The sequence below is a fragment of the Rhizobium sp. BK376 genome (assembly GCF_004341625.1).
Lineage (GTDB): Bacteria > Pseudomonadota > Alphaproteobacteria > Rhizobiales > Rhizobiaceae > Rhizobium.
Genome location: NZ_SLZG01000004.1, coordinates 345,039 through 362,004 on the forward strand (window position 1 = coordinate 345,039; position 16,966 = coordinate 362,004).

The window sequence follows — 16,966 nt, forward strand, 5'->3', positions numbered from 1 at the left end:
GCGGCAGAACAACAATAGAAATCCGGCCGCCATTGCGCCCTAGACGAAAAACTGCCCGCCATTGGCCGTAATCGTCGAGCCGGTAATGAAACCTGCATCATCGGCCGCAAGAAACACGACGCAACGCGCAACTTCATCCGGCTGACCAAGCCGCCCGACGGGGATCTGCGGAATGATCTTCTCGTTCAGGACCTTTTCCGGAACCGCCAGAACCATTTCGGTGCCGATATAGCCTGGGCAGATGGCGTTGACGGTAATGTTCTTTATCGCGCCTTCCTGTGCAAGCGCCTTGGTGAAGCCGATATCGCCGGCCTTGGCCGCGGAATAGTTGGCCTGACCCATCTGTCCCTTCTGACCGTTGATCGAGGAAATGTTGATCACGCGGCCGAAGTTCCGGTCGCGCATGCCTGACCAGACCTGATGCGTCATGTTGAAAAGGCCGGTCAGGTTGGTGCTCACCACCTCATGCCATTGCTGCGCCGTCATCTTGTGAAACATGGCGTCGCGCGTGATGCCGGCATTGTTGACGAGGATTTCGACCGGACCGATGTCATTCTCGACCTTCGAGATGCCGGCGCCGCAGGCGTCGTAGTCGGTCACGTCCCATCTGTAGACGGCGATACCGGTCTCTTCGTGGAACGCACGCGCCTTTTCCTCGTTGCCGGCATAGGTCGCCGCAACCCTGTAACCCGCATTCTTCAGCGCCATCGAGATTGCGGCACCGATACCGCGGGTGCCACCCGTAACCAAAGCCACTCTGCTCATGTATCGTCCCCTTGCCTTTTGTAACACATGCGCGCATTTGATGATGCTTATTGAAGCATAGGTTGCCGGCTATTTAAAGCGCTTCAAAACACATGGCGACTCCCATACCACCACCGATGCAGAGGGTTGCGAGGCCTTTTTTGGCACCGCGGCGCTTCATCTCGAAGAGCAGCGTGTTGAGGATGCGGGCCCCGGACGCACCGATCGGATGGCCGATGGCAATCGCGCCGCCATTGACGTTGACGATTGAGGGATCCCAGCCGAGATCCTTGTTGACGGCACATGCCTGCGCGGCAAAAGCCTCGTTGGCCTCGACCAGATCCAGATCGCCGGCCGACCAGCCAGCCTTTTCCAGGGCCTTGCGCGATGCAGGGATGGGGCCTGTTCCCATGATCTGCGGATCGACGCCGGCAGTTGCCCAGGAGACGATGCGGGCCAACGGCTGGATGCCCCGGCGCGAGGCTTCCGCCTCGGTCATGAGAAGTGCGGCGGCAGCACCATCGTTGATGCCGGACGCATTGGCTGCAGTCACCGTGCCGTCCTTGTCGAAGGCCGGACGCAGCTTCGTCATGGCGTCGAGCGTCGCGCCATGGCGGATATATTCGTCGGCATCCACCGTGATGTCGCCCTTGCGGCCGGTGATCACGAAAGGCACGATCTCATCCTTGAAACGGCCCGCGGTCTGGGCGGCTTCAGCCTTGTTTTGCGATGCAACCGCGAACCGGTCCTGATCCTCGCGGGTAAGCTGCCACTGACGGGCAACATTTTCCGCGGTGATGCCCATATGGTAGCCGTAGAAGGCATCCGTCAGGCCATCCTTGATCATGGTGTCGATCATCTTCATGTCGCCCATCTTGGTGCCGGCCCGCAGATGGGCGGCGTGGGGCGCCATGGACATGGATTCCTGGCCGCCGGCAACGATGATCTTGGCATCGCCGGTTGCGATCTGCTGCATGCCGAGTGCAACGGCGCGCAGGCCCGAACCGCAGAGCTGGTTGACGCTCCATGCGGTCGCCTCTTGCGGCAGTCCGGCCTTCATCGCCGCCTGGCGAGCGGGGTTCTGGCCTTCGCCCGCCTGCAGGACCTGGCCGAGAATGACCTCGTCAACTTCCTTGGCGTCCACGCCGGCGCGCTCCAGCGCCCCTTTGATCGCCGCAGCCCCGAGTTCATGGGCCGGGACGGCTGCGAATGCGCCGTTAAAGGAACCGACGGCGGTGCGCGCAGCGCTTGCAACGACGATGGATGGATTGCTCATGGAAGCCTCCTCATTTGCTGGTCATATGAGACGAAACTGACAAAGCTTGCCGCGCAAGTCAAACGACAAGAATTCCAGTCGCGTCGATTTCATCCTGTCGTCATAACCGGCAAAAACCCAATTCTTCAAAAGGGTTTGCCGCATCGCACAAAGCGATTGTCACCAGCCTTCCTTTGCGTCTACACTCACGAGTGGAGGAGAATCCATATAATCAGACGGGGTTAGGAGACTGATAATGGCGAAAAATGAGGGCCAGATTGTAATCAAGAAGTATGCCAATCGCCGCCTCTACAATACCGGCACCAGCACTTATGTAACGCTGGATGACCTTGCAGAAATGGTGAAGAAGGGGGAGGAATTTACCGTCCAGGACGCAAAGAGTGGCGAGGATATAACCCATTCGGTCCTGACGCAGATCATTTTCGAGCAGGAATCGAAGACCGGAAATACATTGCTGCCGATCTCGTTCCTTCGGCAGTTGATCGGCTACTATGGCGACCAGATGCAAATGGTCGTGCCGAGCTTCTTGGAACACTCCATGAAGGCTTTCACCGAGCAGCAGGTTCAGATGCGCGAGCAAATCAATCGCGCTTTTGGAGAGACGCCGCTCGGCAAGAATTTGCAACTACCGATACAGATGGTCGAAGAGCAGGTCCGCCGCAACACCGAGATGTTCCAGCAGGCCATGCAGATGTTTTCGCCCTTCATGAAGCCTCCGGTCAAGGAGAGCCGCAAGGCCGAAGCCAAAGACATAGACGAACTCAAGGAGCAGCTTCGCGCGCTCCAGACCAAGCTCGACAGCCTCTGAAATTCTCGGCCGACCAGTAACCGCGACATCAGTCGCGGTTACCGCCTAAAGCCCGATCGAGACATCCCGCCCTGCCGTGCGGATCGAGATCGTGAAGCCGCCGATGACGTCGAGAAATGCCACGGTCATGAGGATGAAGAAAGTCTGCGTCGCGGCTTTCTGGATGAGAAGAAATTCCACCAGGAAGGCGATGAAGACCAGCATCGAAAGCATGTGATTGATCAGCGAACCCGAACCGTTGCGGGTCGCCTTCAATATCTCGAAAAACAGCAACGCCAGCGCAATGACGATGAAGAGGTCGCCGAGCGACAGCGTCCATGTTGCGCCCGACAGCATCGAAAGCGAGATGACGGTGTCGTTGAGCGCATCAACGCCCCCGGCCATCGGACCGACCATTGCGATGTTATAAAGAATGAAGGGAATGATCAGCAGCGGAAAGACAGCAAGCATCGTCGGCATGTCTCCTGGTAGGAATGACCTAGGTAAGTCATAGCCGAAATAATTCAACGTACTTTGAACGCATGCCTCCAAACGCAAAAGGCCGGCAGTGAGCCGGCCTATATGCTCAAACTCTTGGAAGCGCCAAGAATTATGCGCTTTCCTTAGGCGTCAGAACCTGGCGACCGCGATACATGCCCGTCTTCAGGTCGATGTGGTGCGGGCGGCGCAGTTCGCCGGAGTTCTTGTCTTCGACGTAGGTCGATGCCTTCAGGGCGTCAGCCGAACGGCGCATACCGCGCTTGGACGGGCTCGTTTTTCTCTTCGGTACAGCCATTTTCGTTACTCCACTTTGCGGACAAGGCATGCTATCGGCCAGCTAGGCGGCCGAAACGACATGCATCGATATCGGAAATTTGGCGCGCTTATACATGCCAATCAGCCCCTTGACCAGTCCCCATCTATATTTTTTGTGACGGGGATGATTCCTAGGCTCAGGCTTCGTCCTCGGGCACGGTCCAGGTTTCGGCCAGCGCCGCCGTCTGCCACTTCTGCCAGGCGGGATGCGCCTTCATCGCAGCCATGTAGCTCAGCGTATCGGCGGAGCTCACCAGATCGTAGATTTCGAACCGGTTGACGACAGGCGCATACATGGCGTCAGCCGCACTGAAGGCGCCGAAAAGGAACGGTCCGCCGGAACGCTCCCGCATCTCGCGCCAGATCGTCTCGATCCGGGCGACGTCAGCCATCACACCATCAGGCAGATCGATCTTTCCCTTCGCCCGGCGCATATTCATCGGGCATGCATTGCGCAGCGCCCGGAAGCCGGACACCATTTCGCATGAGATGGCGCGCGCCTGCGCCCGCGCCTTGGGATCCTGTGGCCAGATCCCCGCATCAGGGAAAAGCTCGGCGATATATTCTATGATCGCCAGCGATTCCCAGACGCGGAAGTCGCCGTGATGCAAGACCGGCACCCGCCCGGTCGGCGAAATATCGCGAAAACGCGGATTGCCGGCCGGAAAGTCGAAGGGGATGACCACGTCGTCGAAGGGAACACCGCACCCCTCCATCGCCAGCCATGGCCGAAACGACCATGACGAATAGTTCTTGTTGCCGATGTAGAGGGTCAGTTTGTCCATTGCATTGTCCTGTCAGGCCTCGAAGTCGAAGATAAGCAATTCGCTGAAATGGTTCATGTCCTCGAAGTAGCAGAAGGCCGGCGGGTCGAGCTCGAGGACCGGCATCTGCTCGCGGATATCGGCAGCCACCTCGTCAAGCATTGCCTGCCAGCGCGGCAGAGCCTCGTCTTCCAGCCGATCGATCACATAGGAGAACGTGATGTGGAACGGATATTCCTCATGGTCGGGATGGCGATAGCCGAGCAGTTCCGCAAACGCATTGCGCCAGTCACGCATCACCTTCCGGTCATGCACCGTCGCGCCTTCGACCAGGAGGCCGGCGGGCCGCGCCTTGGTGACTGCCACATTGAAGGGTTCGAATACCGAAAAGCCTTCAAGACGCTCGGCCATGATCTCGGTTATGTCCTCGATCGGCGTGTCGAGCGCAAGATCGGCTGGCCAAAAACCGGGCTTGCGGCGATATTCGATGATACCCTGGAAAAGCGTCATGTGCAGGCTGGTGATCGGCGTGAACAGGAATTGCGGCGCTTCCGGCATGGAGAGGAATTTCTCGCGCGCCTGGATCAGCACCTCCTGCGTCTCAGATTCCTTCGTGACATGGCAGATGATGGTGTTGCCGGGCTCCGGCAGGAAGCCCCCGACCTTACGGTAGCGCGTTCCCAGATGTTGCGGCGGCGCTGGATTATGGGTCTTGGAATAGGTCAACAATTCCGGAGAAAAGGAAGCGAGGCTCATCGCGGATGATTCCAATGGTTGGTTGGCAGATCATCCGCCCTTACGTCACAAGCAAGAATGCCAGATGACACCAGGCATATCGAACGAGAAGTTCTGATATCAGTTATAAAGGCACTTGATGTAGTCGCCGGAATTGGCCGCCCGCCGCTGGATCAGCGAGGCGAGCTGCCGCAGCCCCGGTCCGGGCTTGCTGGCGTTGCGATCGATCGGGTTGGGCAGCGAGACCGCCAGAAGGGCTGCCTGCCGCGCCGAAAGCTTCGACGCCGGTATCTTGAAATGATAGCGCGCCGCCGCCTCGATCCCGTAGATCCCCGGCCCCCATTCGGCAATGTTAAGATAGAGCTCCATCATCCGTCGCTTCGACCAGACGAAGGAGGATGTGACGGCAAGCGGCAGTTCCAGCGCCTTGCGCACGAAGGAGCGGCCGTTCCAGAGAAAGAGGTTCTTCGAGGTCTGCATCGGGATCGTGCTGCCGCCGCGCGTCGATTCCCCGCCAAGGGTCTCCTTGACGAGCATGCCCATCTCGCCCCAGTCCACGCCGCCATGGAAGCAGAACTGGCCGTCTTCCGAAACCATGACCGACTTCACCAGGACCGGCGCAATCTGGTCGAGCGAGACCCATTGGCGGTCGTAGCCGCGAAAGGTCACGAGGTCGCGAAGCATCAATGTCGAGATGGGGTGAATGAAAGGCAGGGCATAGAAGGGAATGAGCAGATAGGGCAGGACAAGAAGTGCTGCGATCGCAAAAGCAATGCGCCGGAGGATCGCTCGACGCCGGAACCAGCCCAGCCTGCTGCGGCGAGACGGCACCTCGACCTCCTCTTCATTCTCCGTCGATATGTCCAAGTCCCCAAGCCCGCCTTTGTCCACCAGGGCTGTCATACCGTCTACATCGGGGGATGACCAGAGTGCGGCAAGATTCCCGTACCGCCGCCTGACAATCCCATTGCCAGCCGCCGGTGCCCATGCCAAACAGCGCCCCATGGATAGCAAGACCATTTCGTTCGAAAACCGTCTTAAAGAGAATGCCACAGAGGTCGAGGCTTTGCTCGGCCGCCTCCTTGCCGATTCCTGCCAGGAGAGCGAGGTTGTCCGACCCTCAAATCTCCTTGCTGCGATGCGGCACGGCGTCCTGAACGGCGGAAAGCGCCTGAGACCCTTTCTCGTGATCGAAAGCTCCGCCCTCCTCGGAGGCAACCACGAAGCGGCCCTGCGCATTGGTGGCGCGCTGGAATGCGTCCACTGTTATTCGCTGGTCCATGACGACCTGCCCGCCATGGACGACGATGATCTCAGGCGCGGCCAACCGACCGTCCACATTGCCTTCGACGAGGCATCGGCCATTCTCGCCGGCGACAGCCTGCTGACCTACGCCTTCGACATCATTGCCGCGCCCGAAACCGATCTTGCGGCCGACCGCAAAGTCGAGCTCGTGCTGGCGCTGTCACGCGCTGCCGGCATCGGCGGCATGGCCGGCGGCCAGGCGCTGGATCTCGCTGCCGAAAAGAAGACGCCTGATGAACAGGGCATCCTCACCCTGCAGGCGATGAAGACAGGCGCGCTGATCCGCTTTGCCTGCGAAGCCGGCGCGATCATTGCCGGCGCCACGGCAGAAGACCGCCTTCGGCTCCGTCAGTTCGGCGAGAAGATCGGTCTCGCCTTCCAGATCGCCGACGACCTCCTGGATATCACCGCCGACGCGGCAACGATGGGCAAGGCCACAGGCAAGGATGCTGCCCATGGTAAGGGCACGCTCGTCGCGCTGCACGGCCAGGAATGGGCCGAATCCAGGCTCGCCCAGCTGATCGACGAGGCCGGCGCGCTGCTGGCGCCCTATGGCGAAAAGGCGGTCGTTCTGATCGACACCGCGCGCTTCGTCGCAAACCGCAGGAATTGATCGCATGAGCCGGTTCTGGTCGCCCGTCGTCTCGACCCTGAAGCCCTATGTCGCCGGCGAACAGCCGCGGATCGAGAACCTGGTCAAGCTCAACACCAACGAAAACCCCTACGGCCCCTCGCCGAAGGCGATCCTGGCAATACAGTCCGCTACGGCAGACAGCCTGAGGCTCTATCCTGATCCGAGCGCGCTTACTCTCAGGCAGACGATCGCCCGGACCTATGGGGTGGACGCAGACGAAGTCTTTGTCGGCAACGGTTCCGATGAGGTGCTGGCGCATGCGTTCGTGGCACTCCTGAAGCACGACCTGCCGCTGCTCTTCCCTGACATTACCTACAGCTTCTATCCGACCTATTGCGCCCTATTCGGCATCGAGGCGACGCAAGTGCCGTTGACGCAGGATTTCTCGATCGACATTGCCGATTACAACGGGCCTTGCGGCGCAATCATCCTGCCGAACCCGAATGCGCCGACGGGGATCGGCCTGCCGCTTTCGGCGATCGAAACGCTCCTCCAGGAGCACCCCGACCAGCCGGTCGTCATCGACGAGGCCTATATCGACTTTGGCGGCGAGAGCGCGATCCCGCTGACGCGTCGATACGAAAACCTGCTCGTCATCCACACTCTGTCGAAATCGCGCTCGCTCGCCGGCATGCGCGTCGGCTATGCGATCGGCCAGCGGCCTCTCATCGACGCGCTGGAACGGGTGAAGGACAGCTTCAATTCCTATCCGCTCGACCGCGTCGCACAGGCTGGCGCCGCAGCCGCAATTGAGGATGCCGCCTGGTTCGACGAGACACGGCAAAAAATCATGGAGACGCGGGAGCACCTGACGCAGGCTCTGCGCAGCCGCGGTTTCGAAGTGCTGCCGTCGCAGGCAAACTTTGTCTTCGCCCGCCATCCCGGCCATGACGGCGCCGATCTCACCAGGGGCCTGCGTGAACGCGCCGTGCTGGTGCGGCACTTCGCCAAGCCGCGCATTTCTGACTTCCTGCGCATCACGATCGGAACGCCGGCGGAATGCGACCGGCTGATTGGCGCCCTGGATGAGATTTGCGGCTAGCGCCGCGCATTGAGGCCACCAGCTTTTTATAAATCCCCCGAGAGTCCGTACATTAAAATCGGTTGACTAGGAAACCATAATGACTTAGTTTCCTAGTCAACTGATAGGGAATGCTATGGCGAACCGCTCAGAACTCTCCGATCTCGAAACCCATCTCGGCTATTGGCTACGTTACGTCTCGAACCATGTCTCGCATGCTTTCAGCCGCAAGGTCGAAGGCAAGGGCGTGACGGTCGCGGAATGGGTGATGCTCCGCCAGCTCTATGGGCGCCAAGGAACGATCCCCAGCGCGCTTGCCGACGAGCTCGGCATGACCCGCGGCGCAATTTCGAAGCTGGCGGACAGGCTCATCGCCAAGTCATTGATCACAAAGAGCCTCAGCGACCAAGACCGCCGTTTCCAGAGCCTTTCCCTGACGCCATCAGGCAGCGCGTTGGTTCCTGTGCTCGCAAGGCTGGCTGATGAAAATGACGCCGAATTCTTCGATCATCTCGCGCCCGACGAACGGGAACTCGTCGTCCGCATGATGAAAGACATCGTCCGCCGACGCGGCCTGTCGGCAGTCCCGGTTGAATAAACACCCAAGCCAAGGGAAGATCGATATGAACAGCCAGTTGCAGGATATCGTAACCGAATGCACGCGTGCCTCGGACGAAAGCCGGATGAGCTTTCCGGAAGTGGTTGGAGCACTGATGAAGGCGGGCGTGGAACGATACTATACCGACCTCATCCGCTCGGAGAAAATCTACTATATGCCCGACGGCGACAATATCGCAGTCGCAGCACGCCCTATCGGCATCGAGCCGGCTAATGAATTCGATCCAGCAGATGTCGAGGCGGCCATCCGGGCCATCCAGGCGAAAAAGATCACCTATCACGAATTCTGCCGGCAGATCATGGCCGCCGGTTGCGTCAACTATATCGTCTCTCTCAGCGGTCGCCGTGCAGTCTACCTCGGGCGGACCGGCGAGGCCCATGTAGAGCCGTTTCCCGGCGCCAACTGACCAATCCCCGCGCTTCGGCGGAAATATCGGGCAAGGCAGATGACGGCGGGGCGAAATTGTGACAGTTTCGCCCATCTCGGCGATCGTCACAGCGGCGATCGCTCCTTTGACTGACATTTCGTCCGGAGCATGCCATGCATGAGGCGCTCGCCTATCTGCCGCAAATTCTTCCCGCCTATATCGCCTATATCATCGCCGTCGTCAGCCCGGGTCCGGCGATCATGGCGATCGTCTCGACCTCGATGACGCAGGGCCGCAAGGCCGGCATGACGATTTCGCTCGGCATCTTCGCGGGATCGCTCACCTGGGCCTGCGCCGCCGCGCTTGGCCTGGCGACGCTGCTCCACACCTACGCCATCGCACTGGAAATATTGAAAGTCTTCGGCGGCTTCTACCTGCTCTATCTGGCCTACAAGGCTTTCCGTGCCGTCCGCTCGGATCACGATCTTCCGACGACAAAGACGGTAAAGGCCCCGACCTTCAAGTCGCTCGTGCTGCGCGGCTATGGCATCCACGTCACCAATCCGAAGGCGATCTTCGCCTGGCTCGCCATCATCGCGCTCGGCATGCCGCAGGGCGCGCCCGCCTCAGTCGCCGCGCTCATCATCGGCATCTGCACGACGACGGGCTTCCTCGTTTTCATGGGCTACGCCGTGCTGTTCTCGACCCAGCACGCCGTCAATATCTACAGGGGAATGCGCCGCTGGATCGAAGGCGCCATGGCCGCCTTCTACGGCTTTGCCGGCGTCAAGCTGCTGACGAGCCAGATCTAGAGCAATTCCAGCAAAAGTGCGCAGCGGTTTTGCGTTTGGAATTGCGAAAAACCATACAGATAGAGCGCTTTCGCGATTCGAAGAAAAGCGGAAACGCTTTAAGAACTGGATTCACGTGAAACCAGGAAAATCGCTGCGGTTGCTTATTCGGCAGCCGCGCTCTTCTGGCCGAAACGCTTCTCGATATAATCCGCGACCAACGCCTCGAAATCCGAGGCGATATTCGGTCCGCGCAGTGTCATCGCCTTCTGGCCGTCGATGAAGACGGGGGCTGCCGGCGTTTCACCGGTGCCCGGCAGCGAGATACCGATATCGGCATGCTTGCTTTCGCCCGGACCGTTGACGATGCAGCCCATGACCGCGACGTTCAGCGCCTCGACTCCAGGATATTTCTCACGCCAGACCGGCATGTTCTTGCGAATGTCGTTCTGGATGTTCTGCGCCAGCTCCTGGAAGACCGTGGAGGTGGTGCGGCCGCAGCCCGGACAGGCGGCGACGACGGGGATGAACTGGCGGAAGCCCATGACCTGCAGCAGCTCCTGTGCCACCTGCACTTCGCGGGTGCGGTCGCCATTCGGCTCCGGCGTCAGTGAGACGCGGATCGTATCGCCGATCCCGTGCTGCAGCACATAGCCCATGGCAGCCGACGAGGCGACAATGCCCTTGGTGCCCATACCGGCCTCGGTGAGACCGAGATGCAGTGCATGGTCGGAACGCTCCGACAGCATGGAATAGACGGCGATCAGGTCCTGCACCTGGCTGACCTTGGCCGACAGGATGATGCGGTTGCGCGGCAGGCCGATTTCTTCCGCCAGATTGGCCGAGATCAGCGCCGATTGCACGATCGCCTCGCGCGTCACCTGCCGGGCCGACAGCGGAAAGCCGTTTGCCTTGTTCTGGTCCATCAGCGCGGTGAGCAGATCCTGGTCGAGCGACCCCCAGTTGACGCCGATGCGGACAGGCTTGTCGTATCGGATCGCCATTTCGACGATCTCGGCGAACTGCTTGTCCTTCTTGTCCTTGAAGCCGACATTGCCGGGATTGATGCGGTATTTCGCCAGCGCCTCGGCGCAGGCTGGATGATCCGCAAGCAGCTTGTGGCCGATATAGTGGAAATCGCCGACCAGCGGCACGTCCATGCCGAGGCGCAACAGGCGCTCGCGGATCTTCGGCACGGCTGCAGCACTTTCGTCGCGATCGACGGTGATGCGCACCAGTTCCGACCCTGCCTTGAACAGGGCGGCCACCTGGGCAACGGTCGCGTCGATATCAGCCGTATCGGTGTTGGTCATCGACTGCACGACGACAGGCGCGCCACCACCCACGATGACGCCGCCGACATCGACGGCGACGGAGGAACGGCGGGGCTTGGGATCAAAATCGGTCGCTGAGGACATGGAAACTCTCTGGCCTAGCCTCGGATATCAGGTGCCTTTCAGGTGGATCAAGGCGAAAGGCTTGTCAACCGCCCCAAGCATCAACTTTTGCTCGGGGCAGGACTTCAGTGCCCTCCGCCGCCGATGCTGTCGGCATAGCGCGCAAGGCTAGAGAAGCAAAGAACGACCAAGAGAAGCATCGGCAAGGCCAGGAAGACGGCGGAGAAGCCGACATGCTCGGCGGCAAAGCCGATCGCCGACGGCGCCACCAGCATGCCCGAATAGCCCATGGTCGTGACAACGGAGATACCGATGCCCGGCTGCAACCCCGGCACGTTGCCGGCAGCCGAGAAGGCGATCGGCACCATGTTGGAAATCCCGATGCCGCAAAACGCAAAACCCAGAATGGCCAGTTCCGCATTCGGGGCGAGGCTGGCGAGCACCATGCCCGTTATCGCGAAAGCCGTGCAGACCCTGAGCGTCATGACCGCGCCGAGCTTGTCGCGCACGAAGTCGCCCGCAAATCGCATGGTCGCCATGGTCAGCGAGAAAGCCGCAAAGCCGAGGCCGGAGAGCGTCACCGAGGCGCTGAGATCCTGGCGGAGATAGAGCGCGCCCCAATCGAGCACGGCGCCTTCCGGGATCATGCAGAAGAGCGCCATCATGCCGAGCAGCCAGGGCAGCGGGATCATGGGCAGCTTGGCCTTCGGCTTTTCCTCGTCAGGGTGTGGCTGATCGCTAAGGATCATCGGCCATGCGATCACCAGGAAGACGATCGACAGAACAGTCGCCACCTCGGCATGGCCAAGCACGCCCCAATGCGAGATGAGATAGCCACCGATCGCCGAACCGATGAGGCCACCAAGGCTCCAGAAGGCATGGCAGGACGACATGATGGCGCGGCGCATGGACTTTTCGACCGCAACGGCATTGGCATTCATCGCCACATCCATCGCCCCGATGAACCCGCCGAAGAGGAAGATTGCGGGCGCCGCGGTCCAGACATTCTGGACAACCGTCAGGATCAGCAGCATCGGCAGCAGCAGGACGGCCATGACCTTGCAGACGACTTTCGAGCCTCGCCCCGTGATCTGGGCACCGGCCAGCGGCATCATCAGCAGCGAGCCGAGACCGAAGACCAGGATCATCAGGCCGAGCTCGAACTTGGACAGTTGCAGCCGCTCGGCAAACTCTGGAATTTTCGGGGCCCAGCTCCCGACGGCAAAGCCGTTGACCAGAAACAGCAACGAAACCGCCGCACGCGATTTCGTGAGGAACCCGCTTCTTGAGGTCTCCGCGGCGTTATTTTTGCTGATTCCGTCCATGAACTGTCCTCCAAATGCCGGCGCACCATTATTTAAATCGATTAGATTTGCAACAATGCTGAAGCCTCTCATCAGTCACGTTTCGTCACCGCTTGTTAAACTGGAGGCAACAAAGCCACAACCGCGAAATAAAAACGCATCGTGAATGCCGGCTACAGAAGGTGTATTGACGGCGAAATATGAGGCTCCTATCGCTTTGCCATTCCCCGGCTTTCCGTTCGATTCTCTTCCCATTCGCCTCGGTGCATCCCGTGAAAAATCAAGTCAGCTACGGCATACTGCTCACCATCTTTGCCTATGCGATGTTCACCGCGCATGACGCGACCATCAAGCTGCTGGTGGTCACCATTCCTGTCTGGCAGATCCTGTTTTTCCGAAGCGTCACCATCCTTGCCGGCTGCTTCATCTTCGAAGGCCCGTCTCTGGTCTCAAAGACGATCCGCTCGCCGATCATCAAGCCGATGATCGTCCGCAGCATCCTGCTGCTGGTCGCCTGGATCTCCTATTATTCTGCGGCGAGCTACCTGCAGCTCGCTGAAGTGACGACGCTCTATTACGCGGCCCCCGTGGTCGGCACGATCCTTGCGACAATCATCCTGCACGAGCGCGTGACCTGGCCGCGCTGGACGGCAGTCGGCCTCGGCTTCTGCGGCGTCGTCATCGCCTCCAACCCGATCGGCCTGACGATTTCCTGGCCGGTCTATCTCGCTCTTCAGGCCGCGGTCATCTGGGCCTCGGCCATGGTGCTGCTGCGCAAGACCGCGCTGCACGAGAAGAGCCTGATCCAGATGGCGATTTCCAACGTGATGTTCATCCTGATGACAGTCATCATGATGGTCCTGCATTGGAAAACGCCGACCATGCATGAGATGATCCTGCTCTGCCTGACCGGCCTCATCGCAGGCGTCGGCCAGTTCGCGCTTTTCGAAGGCATGCGCCAGGCGCCGGTCTCCGTGCTAGCGCCCTTCGAATATACCTCGCTCGTCTGGGCCTTTATCCTCGGCTATGCGATCTGGGGCGACATTCCGAAGACAAACGTCTTCGTCGGCGCCATCCTCATCCTCAGCGCAGGCGGGATCATCATCCTCAGCGAGCGCTGGAAACGCAGCCGCGCGGCGGCCTGAGATTCTCTCAAACTCCTGTAGCGACGCGCGAAAACCGCCGTTTGCCGCAATTTGAGAAAAATATTCGCACTTGCCCATTTCTTTTGCAGTTTTCTACGCTACACGAGATATGATTTTCTGCGATCTATGCAGCATCGAACTCTCGAAACGGAAAAGACAATGAACTGGTTCAAAGCCATTGCCGCTGCAGCCCTCGTCCAGGCCGCAATCATCCTTCCCGCCCATGCCGGCGAAAACCTGAACGCCATCAAGTCCGCTGGCGTCCTGAAGGTCGGCACCGAGGGGACCTATGCGCCATTCACCTATCATGACGGCAGCGGCAAGCTGGTCGGCTTCGACATCGAGATCGCCGAAGCGATCGCGCAGAAGCTCGGCGTCAAGGCCCAGTTCCTCGAAGGCAAGTGGGACGGCCTGATCGCCGGCCTCGACGCCAACCGCTATGACACCGTCATCAACGAAGTCGGCATCACCGATGCGCGCAAGCAGAAGTACGACTTCTCCGAGCCCTACATTGCTTCCAAGGCCGTTCTGATCGTCAAGGACAGCAACAGCGACATCAAGGATTTCCCCGATCTCAAGGGCAAGAAGTCCGCACAATCGCTGACCAGCAACTTCGGCAAGCTCGCCGAACAGTCCGGCGCCGAACTCGTCGGCACTGACGGCTTCGATCAGTCCATCCAGCTGGTGCTCACCGGCCGCGCCGATGCGACGATCAACGACAGCCTCTCCTTCCTCGATTTCAAGAAGCACAAGCCGGATGCACCGGTGAAGATCGTGGCCCAGCAGTCGAATGCCGACTACTCAGGCGCGATCATCCGCAAGAACGAGCCGGAACTGCTGGCAGCGATCAACAAAGCGCTCGCCGACATCAAGGCTGATGGCACCTACGCCAAGATTTCCGACAAGTATTTCGGCCAGGACGTTTCGAAGTAAGTCCTGCCTGCACAAAGCCCCCTCCCCATCCCCTGCCCACAAGGGGGATGGGTTTCTATGCCGCGCTGTTTTCTTCTCAAAACAGCCTTTCAGCCAGCAGTACGGTCGATATTTGGTGCCGCCGGCGCCTCCTTTAAGTCCCTCCCTCTTGTGGGGAGGGGTTGGGGAGGGGTATTGCACTTTCTAAACGCACCAACTTTCGAGAAAGAACGCCCTTGCCGCATTGGCTCCAACTGATGGCGGATTCCTTGAGTTCCCTGCTCTGGGCGGGGCTCGTCTTCACCATTCCGCTGACGCTCCTTTCCTTCGCATTCGGCCTGACGCTCGGCCTGCTGACAGCGATTGCCCGCCTCTTCGGCCCGGCGCCTGTCTCAGCCATCGCGCGTTTCTATGTCTGGGTCATCCGCGGGACGCCGCTGCTGGTGCAGCTTTTCGTGATCTTCTACGGCCTGCCGAGCATCGGCATCTTGCTCGACGCCTTTCCGGCGGCATTGATCGGCTTCACGCTCAGCGTCGGCGCCTATACGTCTGAAATCATCCGCGCCGTCATTTCGTCGGTGCCGAAGGGCCAATGGGAAGCGGCATATTCGATCGGCATGAGCTGGCGGCAGGCGATGAGCCGCACCATCTTGCCGCAGGCGGCTCGCGTCGCCGTGCCGCCGCTGTCGAACACCTTCATCTCGCTGGTCAAGGACACATCGCTTGCGGCGGCAATCACCGTTCCGGAGCTTTTCCAGGCCGCGCAGCGCATCGTCGCCACCACCTATGAGCCACTGATCCTCTATATCGAAGCCGCCCTGATCTACCTCGCCCTCAGCTCGGTCCTCTCGCAGCTGCAGGTTCGGCTGGAAGCGCGCTTCGCCCGCTATGGCGGCATGCTGGAGGCCCGCTCATGATCGAACTCTCCCATATCGAAAAGCGCTTCGGCGACGCCGTCATCCTGAAGGACATCAGCCTCAGGATTCCTGAGGGCAACGTGACCGCGCTCGTAGGCCCGTCCGGTGGCGGCAAAAGCACCCTGCTCCGCTGCATCAACCTGCTGGAAGTTCCAAGCGCCGGCACGATCCGGCTCGGCGAGGATACGCTGAGCTTTTCGCCAAACCAGAAGCCCAGCTGGCAGGCGATCCAGAAGATCCGCCGCCAGACCGGCATGGTCTTCCAGAATTTCCAGCTCTTCCCCCATCGCACGGCGATCGAAAACGTCATGGAAGGCCTGACGACCGTCCTGAAGTGGCCAGCCTCCAGGGCGCGGGAACGCGCCATGGAATTGCTGACCAAGGTCGGCATGGCCCACAAGGCCGATGCCTGGCCGGCAACCCTCTCAGGCGGCCAGCAGCAGCGCGTGGCGATTGCCCGGGCGCTTGCCCCCTCGCCGCGCGTGCTGCTCTGCGACGAGCCGACCTCCGCGCTCGATCCCGAACTTGCCTCCGAAGTGGTTGACGTTCTCGCCCGCCTCGCCAACGAGGGTACGACGATGGTGATGGCGACGCATGACCTGCGTCTTGCCTCCAAGATCGCCAACGATGTCGTGTTTCTCGAAGCTGGCAGCATCGTCGAGACAGGTGCTGCCCGCACCATCTTTGGTGCACCGGCACAGGAGCGCACGAAGCGCTTCATCTCGACCCTGAACGCAGGCCACAGCTACGATATCTGAGGGCAGGCAGACAAAGCAAAGGCCGCTCCGGAGTTTACCGGGCGGCCTCTCATTTCTGTTATCGATAATCGGATCAGGCCGTGATGACCGCCCGCGCGGCCCTAAGGGCATTCCCCCACCAGACCAGCTGATCGAGCTGGTTCTTGGCTGCTTCCACCAGATGCGGATAGTCGCTGAGGCTCTTGCCCTCCTTCAGCACGGCAAGATATTCGCTGAAGGCGATGTGGACCCCTGTCTTGACAGAGGCAGCGCCCATTTCGACGAAGATCAGGCGAAGCTGCTCAACCGCCCGTGCGCCACCAACGCCGCCGTAGCCGACGAAGGCAACCGGCTTCTGGATAAACTCGCCAAGGTCGATGGCGTTCTTCAGAACGGCTGTCGGTCCATGATTGTATTCGGCGGCGGTGAAGATATAGGCGTCGAATTCGCGCAGCTTCTTCTTCCAGCGTTCCGCGGTTTCGCTCTGCGCTTCCGTCGTGCGCTCTTCGCCGAAGAAATGCATGGGGTAGTCGAGAAGATCGAGCACCTCGACATCGAACTCCGAGCGGCTGCCGGCGATGTCCGCGATCCATTTTGCTGGATGTTCGGCGAACCGGCCAATGCGCGTGCTGCCGACGATGACTGCGATTTTCAACTTGTTCATATGAAATATCCTATGAGTTGCCCGCTTGCCC

20 protein-coding genes are annotated in these 16,966 nt (G+C 60.1%); 10 read left to right on the forward strand and 10 right to left on the reverse strand.

The features are described 5' to 3' along the window. Positions 1-39: 39 nt before the first annotated feature. On the reverse strand, positions 40-765 hold the full coding sequence (locus tag EV561_RS13735) for a beta-ketoacyl-ACP reductase (RefSeq protein ID WP_132522313.1): 726 nt from the start codon (positions 763-765) through the stop codon (positions 40-42). A 73-nt stretch (positions 766-838) separates the two neighbouring features. Then, positions 839-2,020: an acetyl-CoA C-acetyltransferase gene (locus tag EV561_RS13740; RefSeq protein WP_132522315.1), complete on the reverse strand. Its 1,182-nt coding sequence runs from the start codon at positions 2,018-2,020 to the stop codon at positions 839-841. Between the two features lie 235 nt (positions 2,021-2,255). Here EV561_RS13740 and phaR point away from each other — a divergent pair, with 235 nt between their 5' ends. Beyond that, complete coding sequence (gene phaR / locus EV561_RS13745) at positions 2,256-2,828, forward strand: polyhydroxyalkanoate synthesis repressor PhaR (RefSeq protein WP_132522317.1); 573 nt, start codon at positions 2,256-2,258, stop codon at positions 2,826-2,828. Between the two features lie 45 nt (positions 2,829-2,873). Here phaR and EV561_RS13750 read toward each other — a convergent pair whose 3' ends face one another. The 5 genes from EV561_RS13750 to mtgA form a co-directional block, all read right to left on the reverse strand. Further along, positions 2,874-3,278, reverse strand: coding sequence for a hypothetical protein (locus EV561_RS13750; RefSeq protein ID WP_132522319.1), 405 nt, complete (start codon positions 3,276-3,278; stop codon positions 2,874-2,876). Between the two features lie 139 nt (positions 3,279-3,417). Next, complete coding sequence (gene rpmF, locus EV561_RS13755; RefSeq protein ID WP_006724402.1) at positions 3,418-3,603, reverse strand: 50S ribosomal protein L32; 186 nt, start codon at positions 3,601-3,603, stop codon at positions 3,418-3,420. Positions 3,604-3,760: 157 nt separating this feature from the next. Beyond that, on the reverse strand, positions 3,761-4,408 hold the full coding sequence (locus EV561_RS13760) for a glutathione S-transferase family protein (RefSeq protein ID WP_132522321.1): 648 nt from the start codon (positions 4,406-4,408) through the stop codon (positions 3,761-3,763). Positions 4,409-4,420: 12 nt separating this feature from the next. Next, positions 4,421-5,143: a DUF1868 domain-containing protein gene (locus EV561_RS13765; protein WP_132522323.1), complete on the reverse strand. Its 723-nt coding sequence runs from the start codon at positions 5,141-5,143 to the stop codon at positions 4,421-4,423. Positions 5,144-5,242: 99 nt separating this feature from the next. Further along, complete coding sequence (gene mtgA, locus EV561_RS13770) at positions 5,243-5,989, reverse strand: monofunctional biosynthetic peptidoglycan transglycosylase (protein ID WP_132522325.1); 747 nt, start codon at positions 5,987-5,989, stop codon at positions 5,243-5,245. 136 nt (positions 5,990-6,125) lie between these two features. Here mtgA and EV561_RS13775 point away from each other — a divergent pair, with 136 nt between their 5' ends. The 5 genes from EV561_RS13775 to EV561_RS13795 all read left to right on the forward strand — a co-directional run bounded on the left by EV561_RS13775 (position 6,126) and on the right by EV561_RS13795 (position 9,880). Then, positions 6,126-7,040, forward strand: a complete 915-nt coding sequence (locus EV561_RS13775) for a polyprenyl synthetase family protein (protein ID WP_132522327.1) — start codon at positions 6,126-6,128, stop codon at positions 7,038-7,040. Between the two features lie 4 nt (positions 7,041-7,044). Continuing rightward, the gene (gene hisC, locus EV561_RS13780) at positions 7,045-8,103 is read left to right on the forward strand and encodes a histidinol-phosphate transaminase (RefSeq protein ID WP_132522329.1); all 1,059 of its coding nucleotides are present in this window, start codon (positions 7,045-7,047) and stop codon (positions 8,101-8,103) included. Positions 8,104-8,218: 115 nt separating this feature from the next. Next, positions 8,219-8,680: a MarR family transcriptional regulator gene (locus EV561_RS13785; protein ID WP_132522331.1), complete on the forward strand. Its 462-nt coding sequence runs from the start codon at positions 8,219-8,221 to the stop codon at positions 8,678-8,680. A 25-nt stretch (positions 8,681-8,705) separates the two neighbouring features. Continuing rightward, the gene (locus tag EV561_RS13790; protein ID WP_132522333.1) at positions 8,706-9,107 is read left to right on the forward strand and encodes a DUF1398 family protein; all 402 of its coding nucleotides are present in this window, start codon (positions 8,706-8,708) and stop codon (positions 9,105-9,107) included. A gap of 134 nt (positions 9,108-9,241) precedes the next feature. Then, positions 9,242-9,880, forward strand: coding sequence for a LysE family translocator (locus tag EV561_RS13795; protein ID WP_132522335.1), 639 nt, complete (start codon positions 9,242-9,244; stop codon positions 9,878-9,880). A 143-nt stretch (positions 9,881-10,023) separates the two neighbouring features. Here the strand turns inward: EV561_RS13795 and ispG are convergent, their stop codons facing one another. Together ispG and EV561_RS13805 are read right to left on the reverse strand one after the other, a co-directional pair. Next, entirely contained in the window at positions 10,024-11,277 is a 1,254-nt protein-coding gene (gene ispG / locus EV561_RS13800; RefSeq protein ID WP_132522337.1) for a flavodoxin-dependent (E)-4-hydroxy-3-methylbut-2-enyl-diphosphate synthase, read from the reverse strand. A gap of 104 nt (positions 11,278-11,381) precedes the next feature. Next, a complete protein-coding gene (locus tag EV561_RS13805; protein WP_132522339.1) occupies positions 11,382-12,581 on the reverse strand; it encodes an MFS transporter in 1,200 nt (399 codons plus the stop codon). Positions 12,582-12,760: 179 nt separating this feature from the next. Here EV561_RS13805 and EV561_RS13810 point away from each other — a divergent pair, with 179 nt between their 5' ends. From EV561_RS13810 to EV561_RS13825, 4 genes are all read left to right on the forward strand, one after another. Further along, positions 12,761-13,705 (forward strand): DMT family transporter, encoded by a 945-nt coding sequence (locus EV561_RS13810; RefSeq protein WP_132522341.1) that lies wholly within the window; start codon positions 12,761-12,763, stop codon positions 13,703-13,705. A 159-nt stretch (positions 13,706-13,864) separates the two neighbouring features. Then, complete coding sequence (locus tag EV561_RS13815) at positions 13,865-14,638, forward strand: amino acid ABC transporter substrate-binding protein (protein WP_132522343.1); 774 nt, start codon at positions 13,865-13,867, stop codon at positions 14,636-14,638. Between the two features lie 215 nt (positions 14,639-14,853). Beyond that, positions 14,854-15,534, forward strand: coding sequence for an amino acid ABC transporter permease (locus tag EV561_RS13820; protein WP_132522345.1), 681 nt, complete (start codon positions 14,854-14,856; stop codon positions 15,532-15,534). Then, positions 15,531-16,292: an amino acid ABC transporter ATP-binding protein gene (locus EV561_RS13825; RefSeq protein ID WP_132522347.1), complete on the forward strand. Its 762-nt coding sequence runs from the start codon at positions 15,531-15,533 to the stop codon at positions 16,290-16,292. Before EV561_RS13820 ends, EV561_RS13825 begins: the two co-directional genes overlap by 4 nt. A 73-nt stretch (positions 16,293-16,365) precedes the next feature. On the opposite strand, the gene EV561_RS13830 is transcribed toward EV561_RS13825, so the two are convergent. Beyond that, a complete protein-coding gene (locus tag EV561_RS13830) occupies positions 16,366-16,935 on the reverse strand; it encodes an NAD(P)H-dependent oxidoreductase (protein ID WP_132522349.1) in 570 nt (189 codons plus the stop codon). Between the last annotated feature and the right edge of the window lie 31 nt (positions 16,936-16,966).